Source organism: Acinetobacter rongchengensis, from assembly GCF_003611475.1.
Classification (GTDB): Bacteria; Pseudomonadota; Gammaproteobacteria; order Pseudomonadales; family Moraxellaceae; genus Acinetobacter; species Acinetobacter rongchengensis.
The window spans coordinates 87,655-112,535 of record NZ_RAXT01000007.1; the positions used below are offsets into that span (position 1 = coordinate 87,655).

The window sequence follows — 24,881 nt, forward strand, 5'->3', positions numbered from 1 at the left end:
AAAAAGTGAATTGAATAAAAGGATCACAAAGCACATGCAATTTGTTCAGGGATTACCACAAGGTGTATTTGTCGGACAGACACATATTCAGCATCCTAAAGCTTTGGCTTCGGAGCAATCTGAGCTTGATGGTTTTAATTTGGCATTGCATGTGAATGATGATCCGAAGCGTGTTCAAAGTCATCGTATGGCCTTATTAGATGAATTTGCAGAGTTCGGTGTCACTAAAATCACTTGGATGACGCAAACCCATAGTACAATCTGTCATACCGTCAACGAAGCAATGCATTTAGTAGCACTGGTTGGTGATGGTTTAGTGACACAAAAAAAAGGTCATGCGTTAATGATGATGACTGCGGATTGCTTACCTGTGGTTTTAGGCAATGCGGATGGTAGCGAAGTTGCCAATTTGCATGCAGGGTGGCGTGGTTTGGCAGGTGGTATTGTTGAAAATACCATTGCAGAAATGCGTTCAAAACCGACATGGGCATGGTTAGGCGCTGCAATTAGTCAGCCTTGTTTTGAGGTCGGGGCAGAAGTGAAAGATGCTTTTTGTTCAAAATATGCTGCATTAGCTACAGCTTTTCAAGCGGGTGAGCAAGAAGGTAAATATTATGCAGATCTGTATGCGATTGCACGTTTTATTCTAAATCAACATGGTGTAGCAACAGTTCTGGGTGGTGATCAATGTTCTTATCGTCAAGAACAAGATTACTATTCTTATCGACGTCATGCCAAAACAGGTCGTATGGCAACATTCGTGTTTATGTCTTGAAGCTGTTAAACTTGACTAAAATGGTTTGTTATTCGTCGCTATGTCTTTATCTTCTAAATCAATTGCAATTGTTTACCACAGCCCATATGGACATACCGCAAAGGTAGCTCAATATATTGCACAAGGTATAGGGCGGGTCGGTGCTAAGGTCCATACAATGAATGTTGAGCATGTAGATTGGGATGTATTAGACCAAGCTGATGCAATTATTTTTGGTTGTCCTACTTATATGGGCAGTCTAACTTCAGCATTGAAATTATTTATGGAACAGTCATCTAAGCGATGGTTAGCACGTGCTTGGCAAGGTAAGTTAGCTGCAGGTTTTACCAACGGGGGTGGTTTAAGCGGCGATAAACTGGCTGTACTTCAGCAAATCAATCTTTTTGCTATGCAACATGGTATGTTGTGGAGTGGTTTGCCATTGATGCCGACAGGACGTGGAATTGATGATTTAAATCGTATGTCGAGCTTTTTAGGGTTAATGACTCAATCCGATAATGCGCCTGTAGAGATCACACCGCCTAAAGGTGATTTGGAAACAGCGATCTGGTTTGGTGAATATACGGCATTGCAAGTCAATCGAATGAAGTAAGCTATTGTGTTCAATTGTAAAAAACCTCCAAGTGGAGGTTTTTTACATCGATTATTTTAAAGATTACTTATGCATAATACGTGCTTTATCACGTTGCCAATCACGGTCTTTTTCTGTTGCACGTTTATCATGTAACTGTTTACCTTTTACCAAGGCAATTTCAAGCTTAGCAAGCGGGCCTTTCCAATAACATGCTAAAGGAACACAGGTATAACCTTTTTGGTTAATTGCGCCCATTAACTTTTCAAGTTCACGGCGAGAGAGTAATAATTTACGCGTACGTGTTGCCTCTGGTACAACATGTGAAGAGGCAGAAAGTAGTGGTTGAATTTGAGCTCCAAACAGGAAAGCTTCATTATTTTTAAATGTAATATAGCTTTCAGTGATCGTCATACGCCCAGCACGTAACGATTTCACTTCCCAGCCTTGCAACGATAGACCAGCTTCAAATTTTTCTTCAATGAAATAATCGTGGCGTGCACGTTTATTTAGCGCAATTGTTCCACCATTATTTTTTTTAACAACAATGTTTTTCGACATAATACAAATATTCCAAGAATGGTCTTATTTTGCCTCAAACTTGAGTCAAGGTGAAGTCATTTCATCATTAAAAACCTGATTGTAAATGAGTTGGGGTTATTCGCTAATATTTCAGTTTTTGTTAAACTATGCGCTTACTTCATAAACTAGAGTATAAATGGATGTCTAAAACTCGTGTCATCTACCCGGGGACTTTTGATCCAATTACCAATGGTCATGTCGATTTAGTGGCTCGTGCCGCTAGAATGTTTGATGAGGTTGTAGTCGCAATTGCGATTGGACATCATAAAAACCCAGTCTTTAGTTTGGAAGAGCGTGTTGAATTAGCAAAAATTTCGCTCAAACATTTGCCGAATGTTGAATTTGTTGGCTTTGATGGACTATTGGTTAATTTTGCCCGTGAGCAAAATGCAACAGCCGTGTTGCGTGGTTTAAGAGCAGTTTCTGATTTTGAATACGAATTTCAGCTTGCCAATATGAATCGTCAATTAGACCAGCATTTTGAAACAGTATTTTTAACACCGTCAGAACAATTTTCATTTATTTCCTCAACCATGGTTCGGGAAATCGCACGATTAAAAGGTGATGTGACTAAATTTGTTCCACAATGTGTCGTGGAAGCCTTTGATCGTAAGCATCAACAAGGTTGGTAGCGTGTCTTTAATTATTACCGATGAATGCATCAATTGTGATGTGTGTGAGCCTGTATGCCCAAATGAAGCCATTTACATGGGGGAGGAGATTTATGAAATTAATCCAAACCTATGTACGGAATGTGTTGGGCATCATGATCAGCCACAGTGCTCTTTATTCTGTCCAGTCGATTGTATTCCGCTTGATCCTGACCATGTGGAAAGCCAAGATGAGTTGATGGAAAAGTATAAAAAACTGATTGCTCAAAAAAGCACAAGCAATTCGCAATAAAATTTGTTAGGATACGCCCCGAAGTGAGCTAGACGATCGCTGCTGTGGAAATCTCCGTGATTGAAGCAGGGGAGGAAAGTCCGGGCTTCAACGGGCAAGGTGCCAGGTAACGCCTGGGCGGTGTGAACCGACGGAAAGTGCAGCAGAGAGTAGACCGCCTTCAATATCGTTTCTTTTCGGAGAAATGGAAGGTAAGGGTGAAAGGGTGCGGTAAGAGCGCACCGCATGGCTGGTAACAGTTCATGGCATGGTAAACCCCACCGGAAGCAAGACCAAATAGGGATCCTTTAAGCATGGCCCATGCTGGATCCGGGTAGGTTGCTGGAGCGTATGAGTGATTGTACGCCTAGAGGAATGATCGTTCTCGACAGAACCCGGCTTATCGGCTCACTTCAACAAATTTTGATCAATTAAGCGCATTAAGTACTTGACGTACTAAAGATAACATCACATAATGCGCCCACAGTTTTTCGGCTATGTAGCTCAGTTGGTTAGAGCACCGCACTCATAATGCGGGGGTCACAAGTTCAAGTCTCGTCATAGCCACCATTTTTATAGACCACGTTCCAAAACGTGGTCTTTTTTTATCTATAAATCGATATTCACTCACACTTTCATTTGATTTGTCTCTTATTTATCTTCAAATTGATCTAAGCTCAGAAAAACTATTAAATTTATTGGTCTATGTTCAATGACTTGATCTTGCGTAACTTAAATTAAAACTGATTCATTGTTACAGTGAGGTTTTCTGTACCCTAGATTTGCATTTTAAATACCCATTAAAGCACTGTGAGTGTCTAGCTGTTCAGGTATTCCTTCATTTTGTGTGAGATATATTGGATTATTATAATAATATTCTAGGATTGTGTTGATGCATGATTCAGCAGATTCGACTGTAATTTGTTGAAATTTCAGTAGGAATTTTCTTGATAAAAAATCTATTCGATATTATTTTAGCTTATGTAGATGCTAAATTTTAGGCATAAAAAAACCAGCATATTGCTGGAATTTTTATTACACCATTTTAGATCTGTAAAATGGTGCCCGAGGCCAGACTCGAACTGGCACGCTTTGTGGGCGGGGGATTTTAAATCCCCTGTGTCTACCGATTTCACCACTCGGGCATGGACGCAATAATAAAGGAGAGATTTTCACTTGGCAAGGAGATTTAAGTCGATTTGCTTTCTTTTCAATCAATTCATGTGTTTATGTTTGAAAATAAGCCAATTTTTATTAAAAAATCTTTTTTGTCACGATTTTTTCATTTATTTGAGATCAAAGTGAAATCTAAACCTTCTAAATTAACTGGATAAAAAAACTTAGGGAAAATCAATGTCTAATTCAATTTCACGCCGTGCACTTATTCAAAGGTCATTAGCAGGTTTTGGGGCATTATCTTTACCAGTCGGGTTGACTGCATGTGGGGATGATAACGATAGTTCAATTAAACCAACAACAAAAGCAACATTTGTACATGGGGTGGCCAGCGGCGACCCACTTAAAGACAGAGTTATTCTGTGGACACGTATCACACCGCAAGATACATCGCTACGTCTAGAGGTTGTTTGGGAAATTGCGACAGATGATAAATTTACTCAAATCATCAATACAGGCAAGGTACAAACAGCTTCTGCACAAGATTTCACCATTAAAGTTGATGCTGATAAATTAAAGTCAGGACAAACTTATTTTTACCGTTTTAAATTTGGTTCAGTTACTTCACCTGTTGGACGTACCAAAACACTCCCTGAAACCACCAATTTGGTTCAATTCGCAGTATGTTCATGTGCAAATTATCCTGCGGGTTATTTCCATGTCTATAAAGAAATGGCAAAACAAGAGCTTGACGCGATTATTCATTTGGGTGACTACATTTATGAATATGGGCAAGGGGGGTATGCCACAGCAGATGCAGCAAAGCTAGGTCGTACTTTTGCAGCGGGTAATGAAAATGAAATCATCAAATTGGATGATTATCGTAAACGTTATGCTTTGTACCGTATGGATGTAGACTTACAAGCTGCACATCAGCGCCATCCATTTATTGTGATTTGGGATGACCATGAGTTAGCCAACGATGCATGGAAAGATGGGGCTGGAAATCATCAAAGTAGTGAAGGTGCTTTTTTAGATCGTAAATTAGCAGCATTACAAGCTTATTTTGAATGGATGCCAATTCGCCCAGTATCTGAAACGGATCATCTGAATATTTATCGTCAATTTGATTTTGGAACATTGGTGCAGTTAACCATGCTTGATACACGTATTTTGGCACGTGATAAGCAACTGGATTACGTGGACTATATGACGGCTTCTGGTATGGATCTAGCGCGTTTCCAAGCGGATCTAGCCAGTACCACGCGTACGTTAGTCGGCTATACACAACGAGATTGGCTACAAAAGAAATTAGCGCAATCTACAGCAAGATGGAATGTGCTTGGACAGCAAGTGTTAATGTCTAAAATGTTGATTCCTGCTGAATTGTTATTGCCACTTTCTGCAATTACCAGCGGTAATGTTACACCTGAAATTTTGGCTCAAATGAATCAACAAATTACTGAATTGGTGACATTGAAGATGCGTTTGCAAGCGGGTGATCCAAGTTTAACCGCTGCGGAAAAAGCGCGAGTAACGACAGTTGCACCTTATAACCTTGATGCATGGGATGGTTATTATGTGGAACGTGAAATCTTATACGGCACTTTAAAAGCACTGAATAAAAAAGTCGTTGTACTTGCAGGGGATACGCATAATGCGTGGTCTTCGAACTTACATTCGCAGGCAGGTGACTTTGTTGGTGTGGAATTGGCAACCAGTTCAGTGTCTTCACCTGGTTTAGAAGAGTATTTGAATATTCCTATGGCTCAATTACAGCAATTTGAAATGGCATTTACCACTTTAATTGATGAATTGAACTACGCTAATTTAAATCAACGTGGTTATTTAAAAGTTAGTTTTACTGCACAGCAAGTTCAAGCTGATTGGGTCTTTATGAGTACCATTAAAGACAAGAGCTATGTTGTTGATGCGGTTCGTGGACATCAATTGGTATTGAATAGTGCTTTGGTGGATGTGAAATCTATTCAGAAAAGCGCATAAGTTTCTTTAAACGTGATAGATATAAAAAACCAAGCATGATTTGCTTGGTTTTTTCTTTATGATATTCGTATGTTAAATCACATCAAACTGTCCATATATGCATCTAAATCTATGTATTTGTAGGTCATACACATTTCATTTTCATACTTTAAAAGTTGTAAATGAAGCTCTAAATATTGAGTTAATTTCTGTTGTTGGACTTTAAATTTTCTAGAATTTTTAGAATAAAACTTCATCTTGGTTCTTGCTTTAATGGCTTGTTTATAAGCCCAAAAGCAAGTTCTACGAATTTGTTGCAATTGATAGTATTCATTGTCTTTGGTGCTGTCTCTAAACAGATTCTCTTTATAGAATTTGACAAATCCAAAGCTCATGGCAAAAAAGAATAAAACGCCTTGTAATAAAATACTCTCAATAAAGTAAATATTCAGTGCTTGTAAAATGATCAAAACGGCAAGTTTGAAAGGTGTGTTATTAAGTTGCTTATAAAGGTGAATAGAACTATGTTTAATTTGTTTGATAATAAAAGGCACAATCAACATAAAAAACAACATGATGGCTAATGCTGCAGTACCTTTGGCTTGAAAGGCATTCAATTGCGGAACATGACTTTCAATAAAATGACCTAAACTAAAATAAAGACTACAAAAAATTATGATGGATAAAACCCAAGGAATAAATTCCTTAGCTTCATCTAAAAGCCCTTTGGTTTTCATTTGACTATAAAATAAAAAATTGCGTTTAAACGCTTGAGGATATTTATTTTGCAAGTCTTGAAGATAAAGCATGGCTTGTTGAGATTTGATCATATTGCTCATTTAAGGTTGGTCGGCTGAAGAGATTAAGCCTCAGAACACTATTGCGATTATCAAAAGTAGCATCATTGTAAGGCTAATTTTGAATTGGGAGCAAGAATTTGAGCTAAATACTGTGTGTTTTAAATGCTAAAAAATTAAATAGTGTGATCATTGTAAACAGAGATTGGCGCAGGGAGGGGATTACTAGAAATATAAGTGTTGGATAAATAGAATAGTTTTATTTTGAATAAAATGTCTTTATAAATTTTAGACATAAAAAAACCAGCAGAAGCTGGAATTTTTATTGCACCATTTTAAGAAGTATTAAAATGGTGCCCGAGGCCAGACTCGAACTGGCACGCTTTGTGGGCGGGGGATTTTAAATCCCCTGTGTCTACCGATTTCACCACTCGGGCTTTACAAGATTGGAGGCGGAGGTCGGAATCGAACCGGCGTACACGGAGTTGCAGTCCGCTGCATGACCACTCTGCCACCCCGCCATGTCTTGGTGATGCACATATTAGCAACCTTTGAAAAAAAAACAATACTATAATTCATGCATATGCACATAAAATCGGCATATAGAATAAAAATATCCAAATAATCATGTATTATTTGCAAAATTGATTCATATCTACTCTGGAGATGTGCCGTGGCATTGGTATTAGATGGTCGCGCATTAGCGAAACAAATTGAAGCAGACTTGTTGACTCGTGTTGAAGCTTTAAAAGCAAAAACAGGTCGTACCCCAATTTTAGCGACTATTTTGGTCGGTGATGATGGTGCATCTGCAACTTATGTACGTATGAAAGGTAATGCTTGCCGTCGTGTAGGTATGGATTCTCTTAAAGTAGAACTTGGAAAAGAGACCACAACTGAACAATTACTTGCTGAAATTGAGAAGTTGAATGCCAATCCTGATGTTCACGGCATTTTGTTACAGCATCCAGTTCCTGAGCAAATTGATGAACGTGCTTGTTTTGATGCTATTTCGCTTGAAAAAGATGTGGATGGCGTGACTTGCTTAGGTTTTGGTCGTATGGCAATGGGTGAAGCAGCATATGGTTCTGCAACACCAGCGGGCATTATGACTACGCTTAAAGAATACAATATTGAAATCGCAGGTAAACATGCGGTTGTTGTTGGACGTTCTGCGATTCTTGGTAAGCCAATGGCGATGATGTTGTTACAAGCCAATGCGACAGTGACGATTTGTCATTCACGTACCCAAAATCTTGCAGAATTGGTTAAACAAGCAGATATCGTTGTTGGTGCTGTCGGTAAAGCTGAGCTGATTCAAAAAGATTGGATTAAACAAGGTGCAGTGGTGGTCGATGCTGGTTTCCATCCTCGTGATGGTGGTGGTGTCGGCGATATCCAATTGGTTGGTATTGAAGAAGTTGCTTCTGCTTATACGCCAGTTCCAGGTGGTGTAGGGCCGATGACGATTACAACATTAATTCGTCAAACAGTTGAAGCCGCTGAAAAAGCATTGGGTTAATATTGTAGTGATTACTCCTTCTCCCTTAGGGAGAAGGTTGGGATGAGGGAAATTTATCATATAAATCCTCGCCTTCTTGTGCGTAATAACGCTCATCCTTTAGAAGGAGAGGGAGTTTTCATTATGACCTTAAGCTTAGATCGCGTTTTTATCAATTAAACGCTTAACCGTAAAATGAATAAAAATCAAATGAGTTGTACTTTTCAATTGGCTAAAGCCCCTGAGCATTTGCTAGATGCTTTGCATGATGTGATTCCAAATTGCGAGCTTATTGCGCAGCAATTGCCTGAGACTCCCATCTCACTGTGGCTGATTCCTCCTGTATTTCCAACAGATCGATTAGATGATGAAGTGATTCGTCGTATTTGGAATGATACGCCTTATTGGATATTTTGTTGGGCATCAGGACTTGCAATGGCGCAATGGTTACTTGCCGAGCCACATCATGTTCAAGACAAAGTGGTTTTAGATTTTGGTGCAGGCTCTGGTGTGGTTGCAATTGCTGCCAAAATGGCAGGTGCTAAACGTGTGATTTGTTGCGATATAGATCAAGTCAGTTTAGATGCATGTCGTGAAAATGCATTATTGAACAATGTTGAGTTGGAATATCTAGATGATTTATATAAAGCCGAGCCAGTCGATGTATTACTGGCCGCCGATGTTTTATATGATCAGTGTAATCGTTTCTTTTTAGATGAGTTTTTAAAGTTCGCACCCGAAGTTTGGGTTGCAGACAGTCGTGTGAAAAATTTTAGTCATCCACATTATCAAAAACTAGATGAGCGTAGTGCAACAACTTGGCCAGATTTAGATGAAGCCAAAGAGTTTAGAAATGTAAGCTTTTATAAGACGCTGTAAAAGCGTCTTATAAATTGATTTAAATCATATTTATAATTAAGAACAAGTATAACGAACGACATGTAAAGTGCTAGGGCGAGTTTCCAAAGCTTGACGTGTTGCGTAATCTTCACTGTTATTTAAACTTGGTGTATTTGAAAGTCCAAACGATGTACGACTGTTACCAAGTTGAACACCTTTTGAATCATGACTGCCTGCCTGCGGGTTAATAATTTCATTCACACTTAAAACAGAAATTTTATAAGCTTTATTTTCACCCAAAACTTTTTTACAAGCACGCTGTAATTTATCTACGTCTAAATCACGATCTGCACGACCAGATAAAGTGTAAGCAAGCGTAGCATTGTTTGAACTTTGATTTTCTATTTGGTAGCCTGTAACACCGTTATACTGACGTGGAGTTGTTTGACACGCAGCTAAACTTATAATAATACAACCTAATCCTAATAAAGTGATCTTTTTCATTTTTGCAAATCTCGGTGTTGTTGTTGTTTTAAGTATGCCATAGCTCAAGTCAATTCACGAATATTGTCTTGTGTATAAATGCGAAAGCTGACTGAAAGTCAGCTCAAATCATCGCTTTTATATTGTGCTGATTGGTATATGCTTTTCAAGATTGCACTAAAGCGGGTAGATAGTCTAAACCAAAGATTTATCGTGATGCTGTCATTCGATACAGAAAATTGTTATAGAAATTAAGTCAAAAATTAAGAAAAAGAGTATACAGGCATTGGAAAATATAGGTTTCCAATAGGATAGGGGCGAGAAGCAACAAATGTTGCAATATTGAACAAATAAGTTGAGTAAATGCCATTCTTTTTAAATCATAATGGGTTTAATCTTTTGAAATTATGATATTTTATTCATCTAATGTTCGTTTTCGAAAATAAAACAACAAGGTTAATTCAATGAATTTAGCAATCCGTCAACAACAGACTTTAGAATTGGTTAAAGAACGTGGTTATATTAGTATTGATGAGTTAGCACAACATTTTTCTGTCACACCGCAAACAGTACGCCGTGATATCAATCAATTGGCCGATGATGGGTTGTTACGACGTTATCATGGTGGTGCAGCGATCGATTCTAATTCTAGCGTATCCAATACAGACTATAGTATGCGGATTGGTCATAATTTTGAAGAAAAACAAAGAATTGCAAGTGCTATTGCAGATGCTGTTCCAGATCATGCATCTATTTTTATTAATATTGGAACGACAACAGAAGCGATTGCGCATGCATTAATGCAACATCAAGGCTTAAAGGTGATCACCAATAATTTGAATGTTGCCAATATTTTAAGTAAGAAAGAAGACTTTGAAATTCTGATTGCCAGTGGCAAGGTTCGTCCAGATGGTGGTGTAATTGGTCAAGCGACATCAGACTTTTTCAAACAGTTTAAAGTCGATTATGCATTAATCGGGATTAGTGGTATCGATGAAGATGGCACACTACTAGATTTTGATTTTCAAGAAGTTTCTGTTTCTCAAGAGATTATTGCGGGTGCAAGGCATGTTTTTCTTGCAGCTGATCATAGTAAATTTGGCCGTCATGCCATGATGCGTTTAGGCAGTTTGACAGATATTGAATGTCTTTTTACCAATGAAAAGCCAACCGACGTTTTCCTACAAAAAATTAAAGAAGCTGATGTTACCTTGGTCATTGCTTAAAACAGCAGACATTTTCATTCAAATAAATATGTGGTAATCACTGATATTAGGGATTTAAAACGCTCAATCGTTGTGTATTAATAAAGAAAGCATTTGAACGATTGCGCTTTAGTATTGGTTAATAATGAAATAAAACGAAAAACAAGAATGTAATTTGGTCGGTTTTTGATGGACAGTATAGGCTAAAGTGTTTATTATTTTTCTTAAATGAAAATAAACGAAAATTTATGCTGTATAGGTGGTCTAAATGAATCAAAGTCTTGAGCAACAAACCTGTTATGACATCGCTGTCATTGGTGGTGGAATAAATGGTGTTGGGATTGCCACAGATGCAATTGGACGTGGCTTATCTGTATTTTTATGTGAGAAAGATGATTTAGCCAGTCACACTTCATCTGCAAGCAGTAAATTGATCCATGGTGGTTTGCGTTATTTAGAACATAAAGAATTTCGATTGGTGCGTGAGGCTTTAGCAGAACGAGAGGTTTTGTTATCCAAAGCACCACACATTATCCGACCAATGCGTTTTATCATGCCACATCAGCCTCATTTACGACCTGCATGGTTGATTCGAACAGGCTTATTTTTTTATGATCATTTGGGAAAACGCGAGAAGCTTGAGGGTTCAAATTTAGTTTATTTTGTTGCTGAAACAAGCCCATTAAAAGAAGAAATTACTCGTGGTTTTGAATATTCTGATTGTGCTGTTGATGACTCTCGTTTAGTGATTCTCAATGCCTTACAAGCGCGTGAAAAGGGCGCAAAAATTGTGACTCAAACTCGTTGTGTATCTGCAAAAAGAGCAAATGGGCTTTGGTTAGTTGAGTTAGAAAACGAGCAAGGTCGTTATCAAATTCAAGCCAAAGTTCTGGTGAATGCTGCGGGCCCATGGGTTGCACAATTTATCAAACAAGATTTACAGCTTAAATCTCAATATGGCATTCGTTTGATACAAGGTAGTCATATGATCGTCCCTAAAATTTATGAAGGGGATAAAGCGTTTATTATGCAAAATGATGATCAACGTATTGTTTTTGCGATTCCGTATTTAGATAAATATACCATGATTGGTACTACAGATCGCGAGTACACTGCTGATCCAAATCAGGTTGAAATTACCCAAACTGAGATAGAATATCTTTTAGATGTATCGAATGATCATTTTAAAAAGCAATTGCAACAATCTGACATTATTCAGACGTTTTCAGGGGTTCGTCCATTGTGTGATGATGAGTCAGATAATCCAGCAGCGATTACGCGTGATTATACGTTGGTGTTGTCGCAAGAGGATGAAAATGAAGCACCTTTATTATCTGTATTTGGTGGCAAGTTAACCACTTACAGAAAGCTCGCTGAATCGGCAATGGATCATTTGAAAAAGTTTTTCCCAGAAATGAACAAGCCATGGACAGAAAAAGCATTGTTACCTGGTGCTGAAAATCTAATTTCTGTAGATGAATTAGTGATTGAATTACAAAATAAAGTTAAGGGACTTGATGTAGAGACAGCAAGTCGTTGGGCGCATGCATACGGTACTCGTATATGGAATTTTATTCATCATGCAACATCGGTTCATGAGCTAGGGCAACATTTTGGACATGGTTTGTATGCACAAGAGGTTGATTATTTGGTTGATTCAGAATGGGCGATTACAACGACTGATATTTTAAAACGTCGTACCAAACTGTATTTAGAATTCACTCAGGATGATGTTCAATCTTTAGATGTATATTTAGTGGAATTGCATCAACGTCGCTTACAGAAAGAAGTGGCTTAGTTTAACCATTCTATTGGGAAGGCAAGTTATAGATTCCCGTAATAAAGTAAAGCCCCTCAAAAGGGGCTTTGTTCAGTAAATCATGACTCTTTTTCAGGCTTTTGATTTAAGGATTGAGTTAAACCATTGATATCACCACCTTTAATACCAAGTTCATTCATTAAGCTATCAATCAATGGTGCTTGAGAGCGGTAACGCAAAGCACTGTTTACTACCTGATCTGAGAGCGCAATTTGACCTTGATCAGCAGCCTCACCTGGGTGAGTTGTACTATTGATACCGCCTAAGCCATTGACTTGCAGGATTTTGATATCGTCAATATTTTCCATCGGTTTAACACTTTCACGAATAATTTCAGGTAAATACTTCATGAGTGCTAAGCGGATTTGCATTTCAACTTGTTCAGTCGAAAGGATATTGTTGGCTTCATTGACAGCACGTGTACCATCAGCATCGACTTGGTATTGTTTTTCTTGAGCAGCAGCGAGTAGCATTTTTGCATCTGCTTCACCTTTAGCTCTTAAGCGTACTTTTTCAGCTTCGGCTTGTGCTGCAATACGTACCGCTTCCGCATCGTCAGCAGCCGCTTGTTTAGAAGCCTCTGCTGCAACCGTAATGGCAATTGCATCCGTTTCCGCAACCTGTTTTGCTGCAACCAATTCAACCGCTTTTAAACGCTCAGCACGTTGAGTTTCACGTACAGTCGTGACTTCTTCCTCAGCTTTTACCGCTTGAGCACGTGCTTGATCAGCCAGTGCTTTGGCTTCAGATTCAGCACGTGATTTTTCGGCAATGGCGATGGCACGATCTTGTTCTGCTAGTTCAATCGTTTTCTTTTGTTCAACTTGTGCTTTTTGAATTAATTGTGCTTTTTGAATATTTTCATTTTCAACATCACGTGCAGATGCAATACGTTTTAATTCAATTTCACGTTCAGCAGCAATTCGAGCTTCTTCAGCCTCACGTTTTTTGGCTGCTTCTTGAGATGCAATTTCAGCCATTTGTTCGGCTTTACGAATAGCAATTTCACGCTCTTGTTGAAGTTTTGCATATTCTTCTTCACGTAAAATTTGTAAACGAGCTTGTTCAGTCGATAAGTTTTTTGCTTTGATGGCTAAGTCATTGTCTTGTTCAATATCATTACGCTTTTTACGGCGGTCTTCAATTGTTTCAGTCAGTTTAGTTAAACCTTCAGCATCAAAGGCATTTTGCGGATTAAAATATTCAAAACTGGTTTGATCTAAACCAGTCAATGAAACGGTTTCTAATTCCAAGCCATTCTTAAATAAATCTTCAGACACGACTTGTTGTACTTTTTGAACAAAATCGACACGTTTTTCATGTAATTCTTCCATTGCCATTTCAGCAGCAACTGCGCGTAAAGAATCGACAAATTTCCCTTCCACCAAGTCTTTGAGCTCTTGCGGTGACATGGTTTTTTTACCCAAAGTTTGTGCAGCAGTGGCAATCGATTCTGCAGTTGGTTTGACTCGAACATAGAATTCAGCCATCACGTCCACGCGCATACGATCACGGGTAATCAAGGCTTGATCCGTTGCACGTCTGACCTCAAGGCGCAATGTGTTCATATTTACAGGAATAACTTCATGTAAAACAGGGAGTACGATGGCCCCACCATTCAAAATGACTTTCTCGCCCCCAAAACCAGTACGTACAAAAGATACTTCTTTACTTGAACGTTTATAGAGGCGCGCAATAATTATCCCAATGACAACCAGTGCCACAAGTATTATTCCGGCTAAGACCAGTATTTCGTATAAATTTTCAGTTAGCATTTTATTATCTCTGAGTTTGCTCTTTCAAAATTAAACAGTAATAGCTTGAAAACCAACCTTGGTTCTTTGTGTTAAAATTACTTCTTGACCTTGTTGAAATATAATATCTGTTTCAGGCTCAACGAGTATGTAATGGGTTTGTCCGAATTGGTCAACCACTTTAGCTTGAGCAGGGTAGTTGAGTTTGGCTTCACCTAAAATAATGTATGCTTTACGCCCAATCAGTTCATCAGTATGAATGGCAGTGGTTTCGTCTTTGGGTAAGATTTTTGCAATGCCCAATGCGCAGGTGCGAACAATTGGCATACATAGAAAAAGGCTTGCAGGAGCAATAATCCAAAGTGGGAAATAATGTTGTGTAAAGTGGTAGAAAGTGGCTTGGACAATAAAGCCAAATAATGCATATACAGTCAGAAAAATGATCAGCCAGACCAAGACTGGAATACGTCCCAAATATAACCAATCTAAAAATTGTACAAAGAAACTACTGTCAGTATTGAGTTCAACATCTGGATGATGTGAGTCAAGAAGTTGATCAGGAATGAACTGATCTAAAAAGCCTTGTGAGGTTGAGCCAATAATTAAAAGTAAGCATTCTAAAATACCGAGTAATAACATGAGGCATAAGCTGACGCTAAAGAGCAGATTAGATGAATGCGTAAAGAGTTCCCACATATAGTTGTACTCAATATATTGGTTAACTTTCTTATAAAAATACGTTTTAATTTTAACGAATGAATAAAAGATTGCATCCATTAATTTGATTAATAGATCAAGCTTATCGGTTTTATTTACAGATTACAATTAAATTGTTAATTTATCATAATTAAAATCAGCATCTTAGTGTGTTTGGTATAATTAAAGAAAAGTAATAATCAAGTAGCGCTTGTCTTTTGTTCTCGTATTGCTTATAAATGAAGCTGTTTTACAGGTGGAACTGAAGACAAAAAAATACGCAATGATTGGGGTGATCATTGCGTAGAACAACGAATCTGCTTTCACAGTTCGGTCAAGGAGAAATGTTATGAATTTTGGGGAAGATTCATAACTTAAGTAGATAGTAGATGTTCTCATCTGTAATTTCATTGGTATTCACGTAAATAAGTGTTAACTCTCGTAAATGTGGTTAAAATGTGAACACCATCAAACAAAAAAGCCTTTCAAAAGAAAGGCTTTTTTGTTTTTTAGCTGACTAAAAATTTTTAATTAATGTTTAAAAATGAAATACACCTAAACCATTTTTAACTTCATCAAGCGTGTTTTGCGTAATAATACGGCACTTTTCTGTACCAGTTTTCAAAATATCCATGATGTAATCAGGATCTTTTGCGAGTTCCATACGACGCTCACGAATCGGTGTGATCAACTCTTTAAGCACACCTTCAAGACGTTTTTTCACAGTACCATCACCCAAACCACCACGGCGATAATGTGCTTTTAACTCTTCAACTTCTTCTTTGTTTGGATCAAATGCATCTAAATAAGTAAATACAATATTACCTTCAACCTGACCTGGGTCTTCAATACGAAGATGGTTCGGGTCGGTATACATTGCATTCACTGCTTTTTTAATATCTTTATCAGAAGCATCTAACACAATGGTATTACCTAAAGATTTAGACATTTTCGCCTTACCATCAAAACCAGGTAAGCGGCTCATATTAGATAGAAGTGCCTTACATTCAGGCAAAATTTCGTGCCCAATTTGACGATTTAAACGACGAACAATTTCATTGGTCTGTTCAATCATTGGAATCTGATCTTCACCCACAGGAACAACGGTTGCTTTAAATGCTGTAATGTCAGCAGCTTGAGCAACTGGATAGCATAAGAAACCAGCTGGAATATCACGTTCAAAACCACGTAACTGGATTTCAGTTTTAATGGTTGGGTTGCGTTCCAAACGAGAAACAGTCACAAAGTTTAAATACAACATGGTGAGTTCATTCAGTGCAGGTAAGCATGATTGAACACAAATGGTAGTTTTTGTTGGGTCAATACCAACAGCTAAGTAATCTGTAGCCACTTCAAGAATGTTACGTCGTACTTTTTCAAAATTATCCGCATTGTCTGTCAGTGCTTGAGCATCTGCAAGAAGTAAATGTTGATGATGAGAATCTTGTAAGCCTACTCTTGAGCGTAAAGAACCTACAAAATGCCCTAAATGTAGTTGTCCAGTAGGACGGTCGCCTGTCAAAATCACAGGACGATTATCTTGATTCGTCATTATCGCTTCCAAAGTCTTATTAAAGGACAGTCATGTTTTGTGAATGCGCACCATTGTACGAGATAATTTATTTTAATGTCAGTGAAATTTGGTGATGTGATGCTTTTTATGGATAAATGTGAAAATCTACAAAATTTTCTATAGAAAAAACCATTTTCAAATTAAAATAGTGAAATAACTAAAATTTAGGATAAAAAATGGCGAGTAGTTTATTAATATTGCTAGATGATATTGCAACTGTTCTTGATGATGTTGCAGTGATGAGCAAAATGGCAGCCAAAAAAACGGCAGGTGTTTTGGGTGATGACTTAGCATTAAATGCGCAACAGGTCAGTGGTGTGCGTTCAGAACGAGAGTTACCAGTGGTTTGGAGTGTTGCCAAAGGTTCTTTTGTTAATAAGTTAATTTTGGTGCCATTAGCGTTATTGATTAGTGTGGTTGCGCCGTGGTTAATTAACCCTTTACTGATGATCGGTGGTTTATTCCTTTGCTATGAAGGCGTAGAGAAAGTTATTCATAGCTTACAGCATAAAAAAGCCGAAACAGAAGAAGCTGCGCATGAAGAAATGAAGCAGATTGAGACAGATTTAGCGACTTTTGAAAAAGAAAAGATTAAAGGCGCTGTTCGTACCGACTTCATTCTTTCTGCTGAAATTGTTGTCATTTCATTGGGCACTGTTGCAGCTGCGACATTTGGTACCAAAGTCATGGTTCTATCTGTGATTGCCATCTTAATGACCGTAGGTGTTTATGGTTTTGTCGCAATGATTGTAAAAATTGATGATTTGGGTTTGTATCTTACCCAACAAGCTTCAAATATGAAACAAGCGATTGGCCGTGGTTTATTAGCTTTCGCTCCTAAACTTATGAAAACATTGACCATTGTTGGTACAGTAGCTATGTTCCTCGTTGGTGGTGGAATTATTACTCATACCGTTTCTTCACTACATCACTTGACTGAAGAAGCCGTTGATCATGCACAACATATTCCTACAGTTGGCAGTATCATGGGTGCAATTACCCCGACTTTAATCAATATGGTGGTGGGGATTGTTGCAGGTTTAATCGTGGTACTTGTGGTTGGATTGATTCAAAAAATTCGTGGTAAATCGACAACAGCTTAACTCATAAATGATTTTCAATTTAAAATAAGAAGGATAAGGCTATGCGTTGGAAAGGACGTCGTGTCAGTGAAAATGTCGAAGATCGACGTGGTGGAGGTGGTGTAAAAGCAGGTGGGATTAGTATTCTCGGTTTGATTGTAGCTTTTGTGGCTTGGAAATTTTTTGGCGTAGATCCGCAACAAGCTTATCAAGCAACCAAACAAGTGACATCTGCTGGAGAAACGCAAAATACTGCGCCGACTTCGCTGACACCTCAACAAAAAGAAGTCTCAGACTTTGTTGGAACTGTGTTGGCTGATACGGAAGATACGTGGACAACCATTTTCCAACAACAAGGTGCGCAATATACAGCACCTAAATTAAAACTTTTTACAGGTCGTACAGACTCAGCTTGTGGAACAGCACAATCTGCAATGGGGCCTTTTTATTGTCCAGCGGATCAAAAAGTTTATATAGATACCCAATTCTTTAAAGACATGCGTCAGCAAATGGGAATTTCAGGTGAACAAAATCAGTCGGAGCTTTCTGCAAAAGATGAAGCGGGTGATTTTGCACAAGCTTATGTGATTGCACATGAGGTTGGACACCATGTACAAAACCTTTTGGGGATTTCCTCACAAGTACAAAAGGCGCGCCAACAATCAAGTGAAGCGCAAGGCAATCAACTTTCTGTACGTTTAGAATTACAAGCAGATTGTTTTGCAGGTGTATGGGCCAATCATACCCAACAACGTACTCAGTTCTTAGAACAAGGCGATGTTGAAGAAGCAATGGATGCAGCTCAAAAGATCGGTGATGATTATCTGCAAAAACAAGCTCGTGGTTATGCTGTGCCTGATAGTTTTACCCATGGAACCAGTCAACAGCGTATGCAATGGTTTAATATAGGTTTGAAATCTGGTGATGTAAATCAGTGCGACACTTTCAAGTAATTTAAATACTATTTGGTATTGAATAATATTGAATAAATTGAAAGAGAGGATGGAAATCCTTTCTTTTGTTTTTCTAATTTGCTTTTAAGATGTGAGATGTTACATCAATAGTTTTATGTTAAAAATTATAAATATTTAATTTAACTTTCTCATTTTTTTGTAAAATTATTAGGATTGTTGAATGGTCTTTTATTTTGTATTTATTTGGGAATGATCGAGTGTTTGATATTGATTTTAATTAAAAAATAGAGAATAGAGGTTGCATGGGTAATTATTTTCTTCTACAGGTCTTCACAGTTGTTTTTGCACTTTCCATTGCAACGACCATTTTCAATAAACGTATTTTAGGCTTTCCTCAAGCAATTGGTGTTCCGATTGTTTCTGCAATTTTTGTCTTTATTTTACAATGGGGTGCGAGCTTATTGAATGGGAATCAATTTATTTCCATCAATATTCATAATATCGAAGAAGCCGTGCGTCACATTGATTTCTATGATTTTTTGGTGAACGGTGTTATTTGCTTTATTTTGACATCATCAGCACTCAAATTTAAAGTTTCAGACCTGAAAGTATATTGGAAGCCGATCAGTATTTTGGCCACAATTGCACTTTTATTCTGTGCAATATTTTTCGCTGGCCTCGTTTTTGGCTTTCAATATTTGATTGGAAATCCTGTCCCTATTTTAGTTTTACTTTTATTGGGTTCTGCATTAGGTGCAACCGATCCTATTGGAATTAAAGGTGTTTTAAGTTCAGTTCGTGCGCCACATCATTTGATCGTTAAACTTGAGGGCGAATCTTTATTTAATGATGCCATGTGTATTGCGGTATTCATGACTTTATTAAATGTATTAGAAGGTGAGCATTTTAGTTTAATTGCAACCTTACAAACCTTCCTCTATGAAATTGTTGTTGCGGTCATTATTGGTTGGGCTTTTGGACTAGGTGTTTTGCGTTTACTTCGTGGTAAACATGAAATGGAATCTTTGATTCTAACCACGGCTTTATTGGCATGTGGCTCTTATCTGGTTGCTTTGTTTGCACATGCTTCAGCACCGATTGCCTGCGTTATTGGTGGTTTGATTGTTGGAAATAAATGGAAAGAAATTTTACAAGATCGTGAAATTCGTGAAGTTAATCATTTTTGGCATACAGTTGAAGGAATTATCAATTCATTCTTATTCACTTTAATTGGTTTAGAGATCTTCATTCTAGATTTGAGTACCAGTTTGATTCTTGGCGGTATTTTTGCATTCTTTGCATTACATATTTCACGTTTTGCAGCGAACTTTTTGGCATTTGCATTTTTTCCTAGTTTTAGACAAAAAAGCTATAACGGTAGTTTGGCAATCTTATCTTGGGGTGGCGTACGCGGCGGGATTTCTTTGGCCTTGATTCTTGCGGTTGCGAATGTACCAGAACTACGTGACTATAGTAGTATTTTGATTGGTTATACTTTTATAAGTGTATTACTTTCAGGTGTAGTCTGTGGTTTAGGATTACCTGCTGTTATGAATGCCTTTTATTATAATCCAAATGAAGAAATCACTGGCTTTAAGGGGTGGTACCAACGGATGTGTAATAAAATGAACCGCAAAGGGGTTAAATACATTGTAGGTGAAGATGCGGAAGGGCATGAAACCATTACAATTTATAACCCAGAAGCTTTGATAGATAAAAAATCAGCCGATGGCGTCGCAACCGTACATCATCCTAAAAAGGCACAAGAAGTGAAGCGTTTGGAAAATCCTGCAAACTTTTAATAATCAATACTTTGACATTCCCTTCTTTTTCAAAGCAGGGAGTTTCAAGAGGTTTCGAGGTTAGGCTCAATTCATTTATTTCGCATGTTTGCCTAAAAAGTCCAAATAAGGTTTAACCAACAGCTGTTCTTGTTCCAAAATTGGCATATGACCGATCCCTTTTAAAATAACGGGTTCTTGCGCATTTTTGAGTAAGCCTTTTAGTTCCGCTGCCGCTTCAACATTAATGATTTGGTCTTTATCGCCCCATGCGATCAGCACAGGTTGGTCAATAGAGCGAGCTGCGATTGCAAATGAATCAGGTGTAAATAGTTTCGACATGACAATCAATTGCTCGATCAGTTTTGAAGTATTGGCGGATTGACTGATCATGAGTTTTTCTTGCGCATCTTTGAGTTCTTTTGGAATAAACGGTGGCGTATTCATGGCGATTTTCATTAAACGATCAAAATCACCTGGTTTACTGACCAGCATATTACGCAAGGTTGTTGGATCTTTTAAATAAGGCGTATTTGCCGACTTAAACACACCAGCACTGTCAATTAAAAACAATGACTTGGTATCAACAGGGTATTGTGCAACATAGAGTAGGGCAATCGATCCTCCCATACTATGACCTGCAATATTTAAACCATTATCCACTTTAATGGCTTCAGCAAAACGACGTAATTTCTCAGTCAGATTTGGAAGTGAATAATCAAAATCATTGGGAACTTTACTGTCACCTTGACCAGGTAAATCGGGAATAATGACATGATAATAAGGGGTTAAATAACGTGCTAAGCGATTCCAGTTATCACGACTCCCCGCTAAACCGTGAACTAACATCAGCGTAGGCTTACCCACTTGACCGCCTTCGCTATACGCCCAGTCGATATCAGCAACTTTAATACGCTTGGTTTCCATACTTGCCCAAGAGCGTTCTTGCTGCAAGACACTTTGGATATCAATAGAAGGTGCTGCTTGAGTTTGCGATATCCCCTCAATGGATGCCAAACCGATAGCCGAAGCAAGGAATATTCGAGATAAAATCCGTTTCATAAATATACTCTTGTTGTTTTAGATTATCTTTTTAAGATTAGAATAGTCGCAAACAGAATACATTTGCCTAAAAAGAGTAAACTCCTCATTATTGGTCAATGGCGATGGTAATCATGCAAAATAATGAACTTGCACAACTTATTCTCAATGTGATTGTGCAAATACCACAGGGCAAAGTTGCCAGTTATGGACAGATCGCTAAATTAGCGGGTCTACCCAAGCATGCACGTTTGGTGGGACGAGTTTTGGGACAACTTGAACAAGGTCACGCGATTCCGTGGCATAGAGTGGTAAATTCACAAGGTAAAATTAGCCTGAACAAATTAGATGAACAGGGCAATTGCATTCAAACAGCCTTGTTATTGTCTGAAAATGTTGTGGTGATTGAGGGCAAAATTAATTTAAAAAAATACCAATGGGTACCTTAAAATTAAAAATCCCTATCATGGCGTGATGATAAGGACTTTTAGTATTCAAATATTAAATTGTTACGATGTGGTTATTCAAAATCAATATTTGAAATAGAGTATTAAAATCAATACTTATTTAATCACTAATACAGGAATCTGTAGCTCAGTTAAAAGACTTTGCGCAACGCTACCCATAATCAGTTTTTGGAAGCCAGTGCGTCCATGAGAGCTAAGAATAACCAAATCAATTTTTAAATCTGTAGTGGCTTGATTGATCGTACGTGCAATATTTTCACCTTCAAGTAAACGCGTTTCAACTTGCACGCCTTCTGCAAGAAATTGTTCCTTTGCAACATTGATATTGTCTTGGATAAATTCTCGAGCACGTTCAATCAACATATTACTTTGCCCATGAGCAAGGTATTCCGAAGCAATATACGGGTCTAAAGTCATCACTTGAACAACTGTGATTTTACTGTTAAATGCTTTAGCAAGTTCAGCAGCATGTTTAATCACAGATAGAGACGTTTCTGAACCATCGACAGGGACAAGGATATTTTGATAAGCCATAGGTAATTTCCTTATTTTGATAAAAAATGCTGAATTGAATGATGAAAATTGAACACGTAAATCAGTTTACACTTTGATCATAACGTGAATATGAAAAGAATAAAACCCAGTAATTTCATAGGGTTAATTTATTGAAATAACTTAATTTATTTTTAATTAGTCAATAGCGTGTAATATCAAAATCAAGATATTTAAATTTAGTGAAACATCATAGAATTACAAGGGATTTATAAAATAATTTAGCTATGGAATAGTTAAAATCATGAGATCACTAAAATCGTGAGGAACAAAAAATATACATAATTGTGAGGGGCATCAGGTATTTATATTTGAAAAGTTAAATTATTGTTCTTGTTAATAATCTTATATGTATTGTCGATCAGACAGTTTATCTTTTTTGAAATATTCACATTCATCTTGCAAGAAAGGCTTAATTTCATAGGACGCTGGAGCGATTATTTAGTATGAATATGCATAAACATGTGGTTATCCAATCGGTGTTATTCTCATCGCTCATAGTATTTTCAGTACCTGCTGTTGCTGTAGATACGATTCAAGCAGTTGCTTTGGTTAAATTAAAAGCTGAATCATTACAGTTCAAAAAGATCTGCGCAGATTTGAATTTAACGTGTTCGGAAGACTCAGCTTTATGGAAAAACAAAGCATCGAATGATGGCAAGGTATATTTGATTGATAACACTCCTCAATTGATTGAACTTGTTAAAGATAAAAATCGTTATAAAGTTGTTGATGCATGGAATTTTAAAAATTATCAGCATCATAATCAAAGTTCTGAGGATGGTGAGTTGGGTGACTATGGTGTTGAAATTTTCCCTGCATTTTATCCTTTGAATCGGCAAAAGTTTGCAATTGCTATCGTTCAGCATTGGGGGACTGGTTATTCAGGTGGTGGTAAAGGTGAACAGTTTGCAGATTTTGTGATGTTAGAACCGAAAGGCAAGTATCAGTTGGCTTTGTCTAATGTGCCTTTCTATTCTTATGAAATGATTCGAGCCTGTTTTTCTGAAAAAGATTATCAGACCTCACCACATTGTCATGATGAAAGTGCTTCAAGTTTATCGATTCAATTCAAGGATGTAGGCAAGCCATATTATCAATGGACTTTGAATTATACAGACTTTACTTGGGAGGCTTTTAAACCCGAAAAGAGTAAAGTCGTGGAAAAGCATCGTGAAGTGGTGATGCCGTTTGAGCAGAAGAATAAATGACTTTTCAATGTAGATGGAGTTCGGTCATACTATAGGTAACCTGATGATAATGAATAGTTAATGACTGAAAAAAATCAATTAAATTGGCAACGTACAAATTTAGATAATATTGAACAAGCTTGGGAAGGCGATCTTTGGGATCGGAAACGCCTAGGTATTCAATTAACCAATTATGTAGATCGTTTGAACTGTGGTGCTGTACTTGCTTTAGATGCGCGTTGGGGCGAGGGGAAAACGTGGTTTGTAAGGCATTGGAAAAAGCATTTAGAAGATGAAAACCATAATGTGATTTATTTGGATGCATTTGCAAATGATTACTTGGAAGATCCTTTTTTAGTCATTTCTTCTGAGATAGCTTCTAAACTTGATCAAACAGCTGATAAAAGACTTGTCCATAAGTTTAAAAAGGCAGCAGCGGTTTTGCAACAAGGTTTGTTAACTCAAGCTCCAACAATTATTGCCTCAATGATTAGTTTTGCTTTAACAGGTGGAATTATTCCTTTTTTAAAGATTGATAATGATTCTCTAAAAGATAAATATGAGAATATTGTTGATAAGGTAACGGACAATATTGGTGAAAAAGTTACGGAAGCTATTCAAAAGAAAATTGATGATTATCAAGAAGAAAAACAATCCTTAAATGCTTTTAAAGAAACACTTGCTAAGTTGGCTGAAAGTTTAGATAGACCTTTGGTTTTTATCATTGATGAATTGGATCGTTGCCGTCCTGATTTTGCAATTCGTTTGATTGAGCGTATTAAACACTTTTTTGATATTCCTAAAATTGTATTTGTTTTAGTAATGAATAAACCACAATTGCTACAATCAGTTAAAAGTTTTTATGGCTATGATTCAGAAATGAATGGCGATTACTTAGAAAAATTTGTTGACTTCACAGTCCATTTACCAACTAGTAAAGATGCTTGTGATTTTGAAGAAGTAATAAAATTTCAACTCTTTCGAATAGGAGAACTCAATTCTTTTGAAGATACTAATGAGTTGTTTTATTGGGCACTTGGATTGCAATTAGATAAAAAGTTAAATAGTAGAGAACTGAGTAAAAAAATTAATACCTTTGCTTTATTAAGAACTGAAAATTTACATAAAAATCTAATTTTACTTAGTTTAGTCATGGGGCAAGAGCCGTATGCTAATTACCACATTTATATTAGTACGGTAGTAAAAAAGCTAAATGATTATTTATGTGTTGATAAAATTAATTTCTTTAGAAAGCATAATTTGAGTCTTTGGAAGAG

The 24,881-nt window shown here is 37.3% G+C and carries 23 protein-coding genes, 4 tRNA genes and 1 other RNA gene; 17 read left to right on the forward strand and 11 right to left on the reverse strand.

Annotated elements, in window-relative coordinates:
- The first annotated feature begins 34 nt into the window (after positions 1-34).
- Positions 35-775, forward strand: coding sequence for a peptidoglycan editing factor PgeF (gene pgeF / locus D7V20_RS06015; protein ID WP_120383410.1), 741 nt, complete (start codon positions 35-37; stop codon positions 773-775).
- A gap of 40 nt (positions 776-815) precedes the next feature.
- Entirely contained in the window at positions 816-1,367 is a 552-nt protein-coding gene (locus D7V20_RS06020) for a flavodoxin family protein (RefSeq protein WP_120383411.1), read from the forward strand.
- A gap of 63 nt (positions 1,368-1,430) precedes the next feature.
- On the opposite strand, the gene smpB is transcribed toward D7V20_RS06020, so the two are convergent.
- Complete coding sequence (gene smpB / locus D7V20_RS06025) at positions 1,431-1,907, reverse strand: SsrA-binding protein SmpB (RefSeq protein ID WP_120383412.1); 477 nt, start codon at positions 1,905-1,907, stop codon at positions 1,431-1,433.
- Between the two features lie 161 nt (positions 1,908-2,068).
- Between smpB and coaD the strand changes: the two genes are divergently transcribed.
- The 4 genes from coaD to D7V20_RS06045 all read left to right on the forward strand — a co-directional run bounded on the left by coaD (position 2,069) and on the right by D7V20_RS06045 (position 3,380).
- Entirely contained in the window at positions 2,069-2,560 is a 492-nt protein-coding gene (coaD, locus tag D7V20_RS06030) for a pantetheine-phosphate adenylyltransferase (protein WP_120383433.1), read from the forward strand.
- Position 2,561: 1 nt separating this feature from the next.
- Positions 2,562-2,831, forward strand: coding sequence for a YfhL family 4Fe-4S dicluster ferredoxin (locus tag D7V20_RS06035; protein ID WP_120383413.1), 270 nt, complete (start codon positions 2,562-2,564; stop codon positions 2,829-2,831).
- A 20-nt stretch (positions 2,832-2,851) separates the two neighbouring features.
- Positions 2,852-3,229, forward strand: an RNA gene (gene rnpB / locus D7V20_RS06040) — RNase P RNA component class A.
- Positions 3,230-3,303: 74 nt separating this feature from the next.
- Positions 3,304-3,380: transfer RNA gene (locus D7V20_RS06045), tRNA-Met, on the forward strand.
- A gap of 489 nt (positions 3,381-3,869) precedes the next feature.
- On the opposite strand, the gene D7V20_RS06050 is transcribed toward D7V20_RS06045, so the two are convergent.
- Positions 3,870-3,955, reverse strand: a tRNA-Leu gene (locus D7V20_RS06050).
- A gap of 208 nt (positions 3,956-4,163) precedes the next feature.
- On the opposite strand from D7V20_RS06050, the gene D7V20_RS06055 reads away from it, so the two are divergent.
- The gene (locus tag D7V20_RS06055) at positions 4,164-5,930 is read left to right on the forward strand and encodes an alkaline phosphatase D family protein (RefSeq protein WP_120383414.1); all 1,767 of its coding nucleotides are present in this window, start codon (positions 4,164-4,166) and stop codon (positions 5,928-5,930) included.
- A 77-nt stretch (positions 5,931-6,007) separates the two neighbouring features.
- Here the strand turns inward: D7V20_RS06055 and D7V20_RS06060 are convergent, their stop codons facing one another.
- The 3 genes from D7V20_RS06060 to D7V20_RS06070 form a co-directional block, all read right to left on the reverse strand.
- Positions 6,008-6,739: a hypothetical protein gene (locus D7V20_RS06060; RefSeq protein WP_120383415.1), complete on the reverse strand. Its 732-nt coding sequence runs from the start codon at positions 6,737-6,739 to the stop codon at positions 6,008-6,010.
- Positions 6,740-7,057: 318 nt separating this feature from the next.
- Positions 7,058-7,143: transfer RNA gene (locus D7V20_RS06065), tRNA-Leu, on the reverse strand.
- A gap of 10 nt (positions 7,144-7,153) precedes the next feature.
- Positions 7,154-7,227, reverse strand: a tRNA-Cys gene (locus tag D7V20_RS06070).
- A 152-nt stretch (positions 7,228-7,379) separates the two neighbouring features.
- Between D7V20_RS06070 and folD the strand changes: the two genes are divergently transcribed.
- A complete protein-coding gene (gene folD, locus D7V20_RS06075) occupies positions 7,380-8,228 on the forward strand; it encodes a bifunctional methylenetetrahydrofolate dehydrogenase/methenyltetrahydrofolate cyclohydrolase FolD (protein WP_089604368.1) in 849 nt (282 codons plus the stop codon).
- A gap of 189 nt (positions 8,229-8,417) precedes the next feature.
- Positions 8,418-9,086 carry a class I SAM-dependent methyltransferase gene (locus D7V20_RS06080; RefSeq protein ID WP_120383434.1) on the forward strand — a complete coding sequence of 223 codons (669 nt, stop codon included), beginning with the start codon at positions 8,418-8,420 and terminating at the stop codon, positions 9,084-9,086.
- A 36-nt stretch (positions 9,087-9,122) separates the two neighbouring features.
- Here D7V20_RS06080 and D7V20_RS06085 read toward each other — a convergent pair whose 3' ends face one another.
- Entirely contained in the window at positions 9,123-9,551 is a 429-nt protein-coding gene (locus D7V20_RS06085) for a hypothetical protein (protein WP_120383416.1), read from the reverse strand.
- Between the two features lie 443 nt (positions 9,552-9,994).
- On the opposite strand from D7V20_RS06085, the gene D7V20_RS06090 reads away from it, so the two are divergent.
- Together D7V20_RS06090 and glpD are read left to right on the forward strand one after the other, a co-directional pair.
- Positions 9,995-10,756, forward strand: a complete 762-nt coding sequence (locus tag D7V20_RS06090) for a DeoR/GlpR family DNA-binding transcription regulator (protein WP_120383417.1) — start codon at positions 9,995-9,997, stop codon at positions 10,754-10,756.
- 247 nt (positions 10,757-11,003) lie between these two features.
- A complete protein-coding gene (gene glpD / locus D7V20_RS06095; protein ID WP_120383418.1) occupies positions 11,004-12,533 on the forward strand; it encodes a glycerol-3-phosphate dehydrogenase in 1,530 nt (509 codons plus the stop codon).
- Between the two features lie 80 nt (positions 12,534-12,613).
- Here glpD and D7V20_RS06100 read toward each other — a convergent pair whose 3' ends face one another.
- The 3 genes from D7V20_RS06100 to trpS all read right to left on the reverse strand — a co-directional run bounded on the left by D7V20_RS06100 (position 12,614) and on the right by trpS (position 16,556).
- Positions 12,614-14,329 (reverse strand): flotillin family protein, encoded by a 1,716-nt coding sequence (locus D7V20_RS06100; RefSeq protein WP_120383419.1) that lies wholly within the window; start codon positions 14,327-14,329, stop codon positions 12,614-12,616.
- 30 nt (positions 14,330-14,359) lie between these two features.
- Positions 14,360-15,004 (reverse strand): YqiJ family protein, encoded by a 645-nt coding sequence (locus D7V20_RS06105; protein ID WP_120383420.1) that lies wholly within the window; start codon positions 15,002-15,004, stop codon positions 14,360-14,362.
- Positions 15,005-15,542: 538 nt separating this feature from the next.
- The gene (trpS, locus tag D7V20_RS06110) at positions 15,543-16,556 is read right to left on the reverse strand and encodes a tryptophan--tRNA ligase (RefSeq protein WP_120383421.1); all 1,014 of its coding nucleotides are present in this window, start codon (positions 16,554-16,556) and stop codon (positions 15,543-15,545) included.
- A 197-nt stretch (positions 16,557-16,753) separates the two neighbouring features.
- Between trpS and D7V20_RS06115 the strand changes: the two genes are divergently transcribed.
- The 3 genes from D7V20_RS06115 to D7V20_RS06125 all read left to right on the forward strand — a co-directional run bounded on the left by D7V20_RS06115 (position 16,754) and on the right by D7V20_RS06125 (position 20,375).
- A complete protein-coding gene (locus D7V20_RS06115) occupies positions 16,754-17,680 on the forward strand; it encodes a DUF808 domain-containing protein (protein WP_120383422.1) in 927 nt (308 codons plus the stop codon).
- A 41-nt stretch (positions 17,681-17,721) separates the two neighbouring features.
- Positions 17,722-18,612 carry a KPN_02809 family neutral zinc metallopeptidase gene (gene ypfJ, locus D7V20_RS06120; protein WP_120383423.1) on the forward strand — a complete coding sequence of 297 codons (891 nt, stop codon included), beginning with the start codon at positions 17,722-17,724 and terminating at the stop codon, positions 18,610-18,612.
- A gap of 263 nt (positions 18,613-18,875) precedes the next feature.
- The gene (locus D7V20_RS06125) at positions 18,876-20,375 is read left to right on the forward strand and encodes a cation:proton antiporter (RefSeq protein ID WP_120383424.1); all 1,500 of its coding nucleotides are present in this window, start codon (positions 18,876-18,878) and stop codon (positions 20,373-20,375) included.
- 75 nt (positions 20,376-20,450) lie between these two features.
- On the opposite strand, the gene D7V20_RS06130 is transcribed toward D7V20_RS06125, so the two are convergent.
- Positions 20,451-21,416, reverse strand: a complete 966-nt coding sequence (locus D7V20_RS06130) for an alpha/beta fold hydrolase (protein ID WP_120383425.1) — start codon at positions 21,414-21,416, stop codon at positions 20,451-20,453.
- A 113-nt stretch (positions 21,417-21,529) separates the two neighbouring features.
- Between D7V20_RS06130 and D7V20_RS06135 the strand changes: the two genes are divergently transcribed.
- Complete coding sequence (locus D7V20_RS06135) at positions 21,530-21,844, forward strand: MGMT family protein (protein ID WP_120383435.1); 315 nt, start codon at positions 21,530-21,532, stop codon at positions 21,842-21,844.
- Between the two features lie 114 nt (positions 21,845-21,958).
- On the opposite strand, the gene D7V20_RS06140 is transcribed toward D7V20_RS06135, so the two are convergent.
- A complete protein-coding gene (locus D7V20_RS06140) occupies positions 21,959-22,396 on the reverse strand; it encodes a universal stress protein (protein WP_120383426.1) in 438 nt (145 codons plus the stop codon).
- A 464-nt stretch (positions 22,397-22,860) separates the two neighbouring features.
- On the opposite strand from D7V20_RS06140, the gene D7V20_RS06145 reads away from it, so the two are divergent.
- Positions 22,861-23,625: a hypothetical protein gene (locus D7V20_RS06145; protein ID WP_120383427.1), complete on the forward strand. Its 765-nt coding sequence runs from the start codon at positions 22,861-22,863 to the stop codon at positions 23,623-23,625.
- Between the two features lie 60 nt (positions 23,626-23,685).
- A partial coding sequence (locus tag D7V20_RS06150; RefSeq protein ID WP_120383428.1) for a KAP family P-loop NTPase fold protein occupies positions 23,686-24,881 on the forward strand: 1,196 nt, incomplete at its 3' end.

Excerpts from the sequence above, each read along its gene's own strand:
- pgeF (WP_120383410.1), top strand. The coding sequence starts at position 35 with ATGCAATTTGTTCAGGGATTACCACAAGGTGTATTTGTCGGACAGACA.
- D7V20_RS06020 (WP_120383411.1), top strand. The coding sequence starts at position 816 with ATGTCTTTATCTTCTAAATCAATTGCAATTGTTTACCACAGCCCATAT.
- smpB (WP_120383412.1), bottom strand. The coding sequence starts at position 1,907 with ATGTCGAAAAACATTGTTGTTAAAAAAAATAATGGTGGAACAATTGCG.
- coaD (WP_120383433.1), top strand. The coding sequence starts at position 2,069 with ATGTCTAAAACTCGTGTCATCTACCCGGGGACTTTTGATCCAATTACC.
- D7V20_RS06055 (WP_120383414.1), top strand. The coding sequence starts at position 4,164 with ATGTCTAATTCAATTTCACGCCGTGCACTTATTCAAAGGTCATTAGCA.
- D7V20_RS06060 (WP_120383415.1), bottom strand. The coding sequence starts at position 6,739 with ATGATCAAATCTCAACAAGCCATGCTTTATCTTCAAGACTTGCAAAAT.
- D7V20_RS06080 (WP_120383434.1), top strand. The coding sequence starts at position 8,418 with ATGAGTTGTACTTTTCAATTGGCTAAAGCCCCTGAGCATTTGCTAGAT.
- D7V20_RS06085 (WP_120383416.1), bottom strand. The coding sequence starts at position 9,551 with ATGAAAAAGATCACTTTATTAGGATTAGGTTGTATTATTATAAGTTTA.
- D7V20_RS06090 (WP_120383417.1), top strand. The coding sequence starts at position 9,995 with ATGAATTTAGCAATCCGTCAACAACAGACTTTAGAATTGGTTAAAGAA.
- glpD (WP_120383418.1), top strand. The coding sequence starts at position 11,004 with ATGAATCAAAGTCTTGAGCAACAAACCTGTTATGACATCGCTGTCATT.
- D7V20_RS06100 (WP_120383419.1), bottom strand. The coding sequence starts at position 14,329 with ATGCTAACTGAAAATTTATACGAAATACTGGTCTTAGCCGGAATAATA.
- D7V20_RS06105 (WP_120383420.1), bottom strand. The coding sequence starts at position 15,004 with ATGTGGGAACTCTTTACGCATTCATCTAATCTGCTCTTTAGCGTCAGC.
- trpS (WP_120383421.1), bottom strand. The coding sequence starts at position 16,556 with ATGACGAATCAAGATAATCGTCCTGTGATTTTGACAGGCGACCGTCCT.
- D7V20_RS06115 (WP_120383422.1), top strand. The coding sequence starts at position 16,754 with ATGGCGAGTAGTTTATTAATATTGCTAGATGATATTGCAACTGTTCTT.
- ypfJ (WP_120383423.1), top strand. The coding sequence starts at position 17,722 with ATGCGTTGGAAAGGACGTCGTGTCAGTGAAAATGTCGAAGATCGACGT.
- D7V20_RS06125 (WP_120383424.1), top strand. The coding sequence starts at position 18,876 with ATGGGTAATTATTTTCTTCTACAGGTCTTCACAGTTGTTTTTGCACTT.
- D7V20_RS06130 (WP_120383425.1), bottom strand. The coding sequence starts at position 21,416 with ATGAAACGGATTTTATCTCGAATATTCCTTGCTTCGGCTATCGGTTTG.
- D7V20_RS06135 (WP_120383435.1), top strand. The coding sequence starts at position 21,530 with ATGCAAAATAATGAACTTGCACAACTTATTCTCAATGTGATTGTGCAA.
- D7V20_RS06140 (WP_120383426.1), bottom strand. The coding sequence starts at position 22,396 with ATGGCTTATCAAAATATCCTTGTCCCTGTCGATGGTTCAGAAACGTCT.
- D7V20_RS06145 (WP_120383427.1), top strand. The coding sequence starts at position 22,861 with ATGAATATGCATAAACATGTGGTTATCCAATCGGTGTTATTCTCATCG.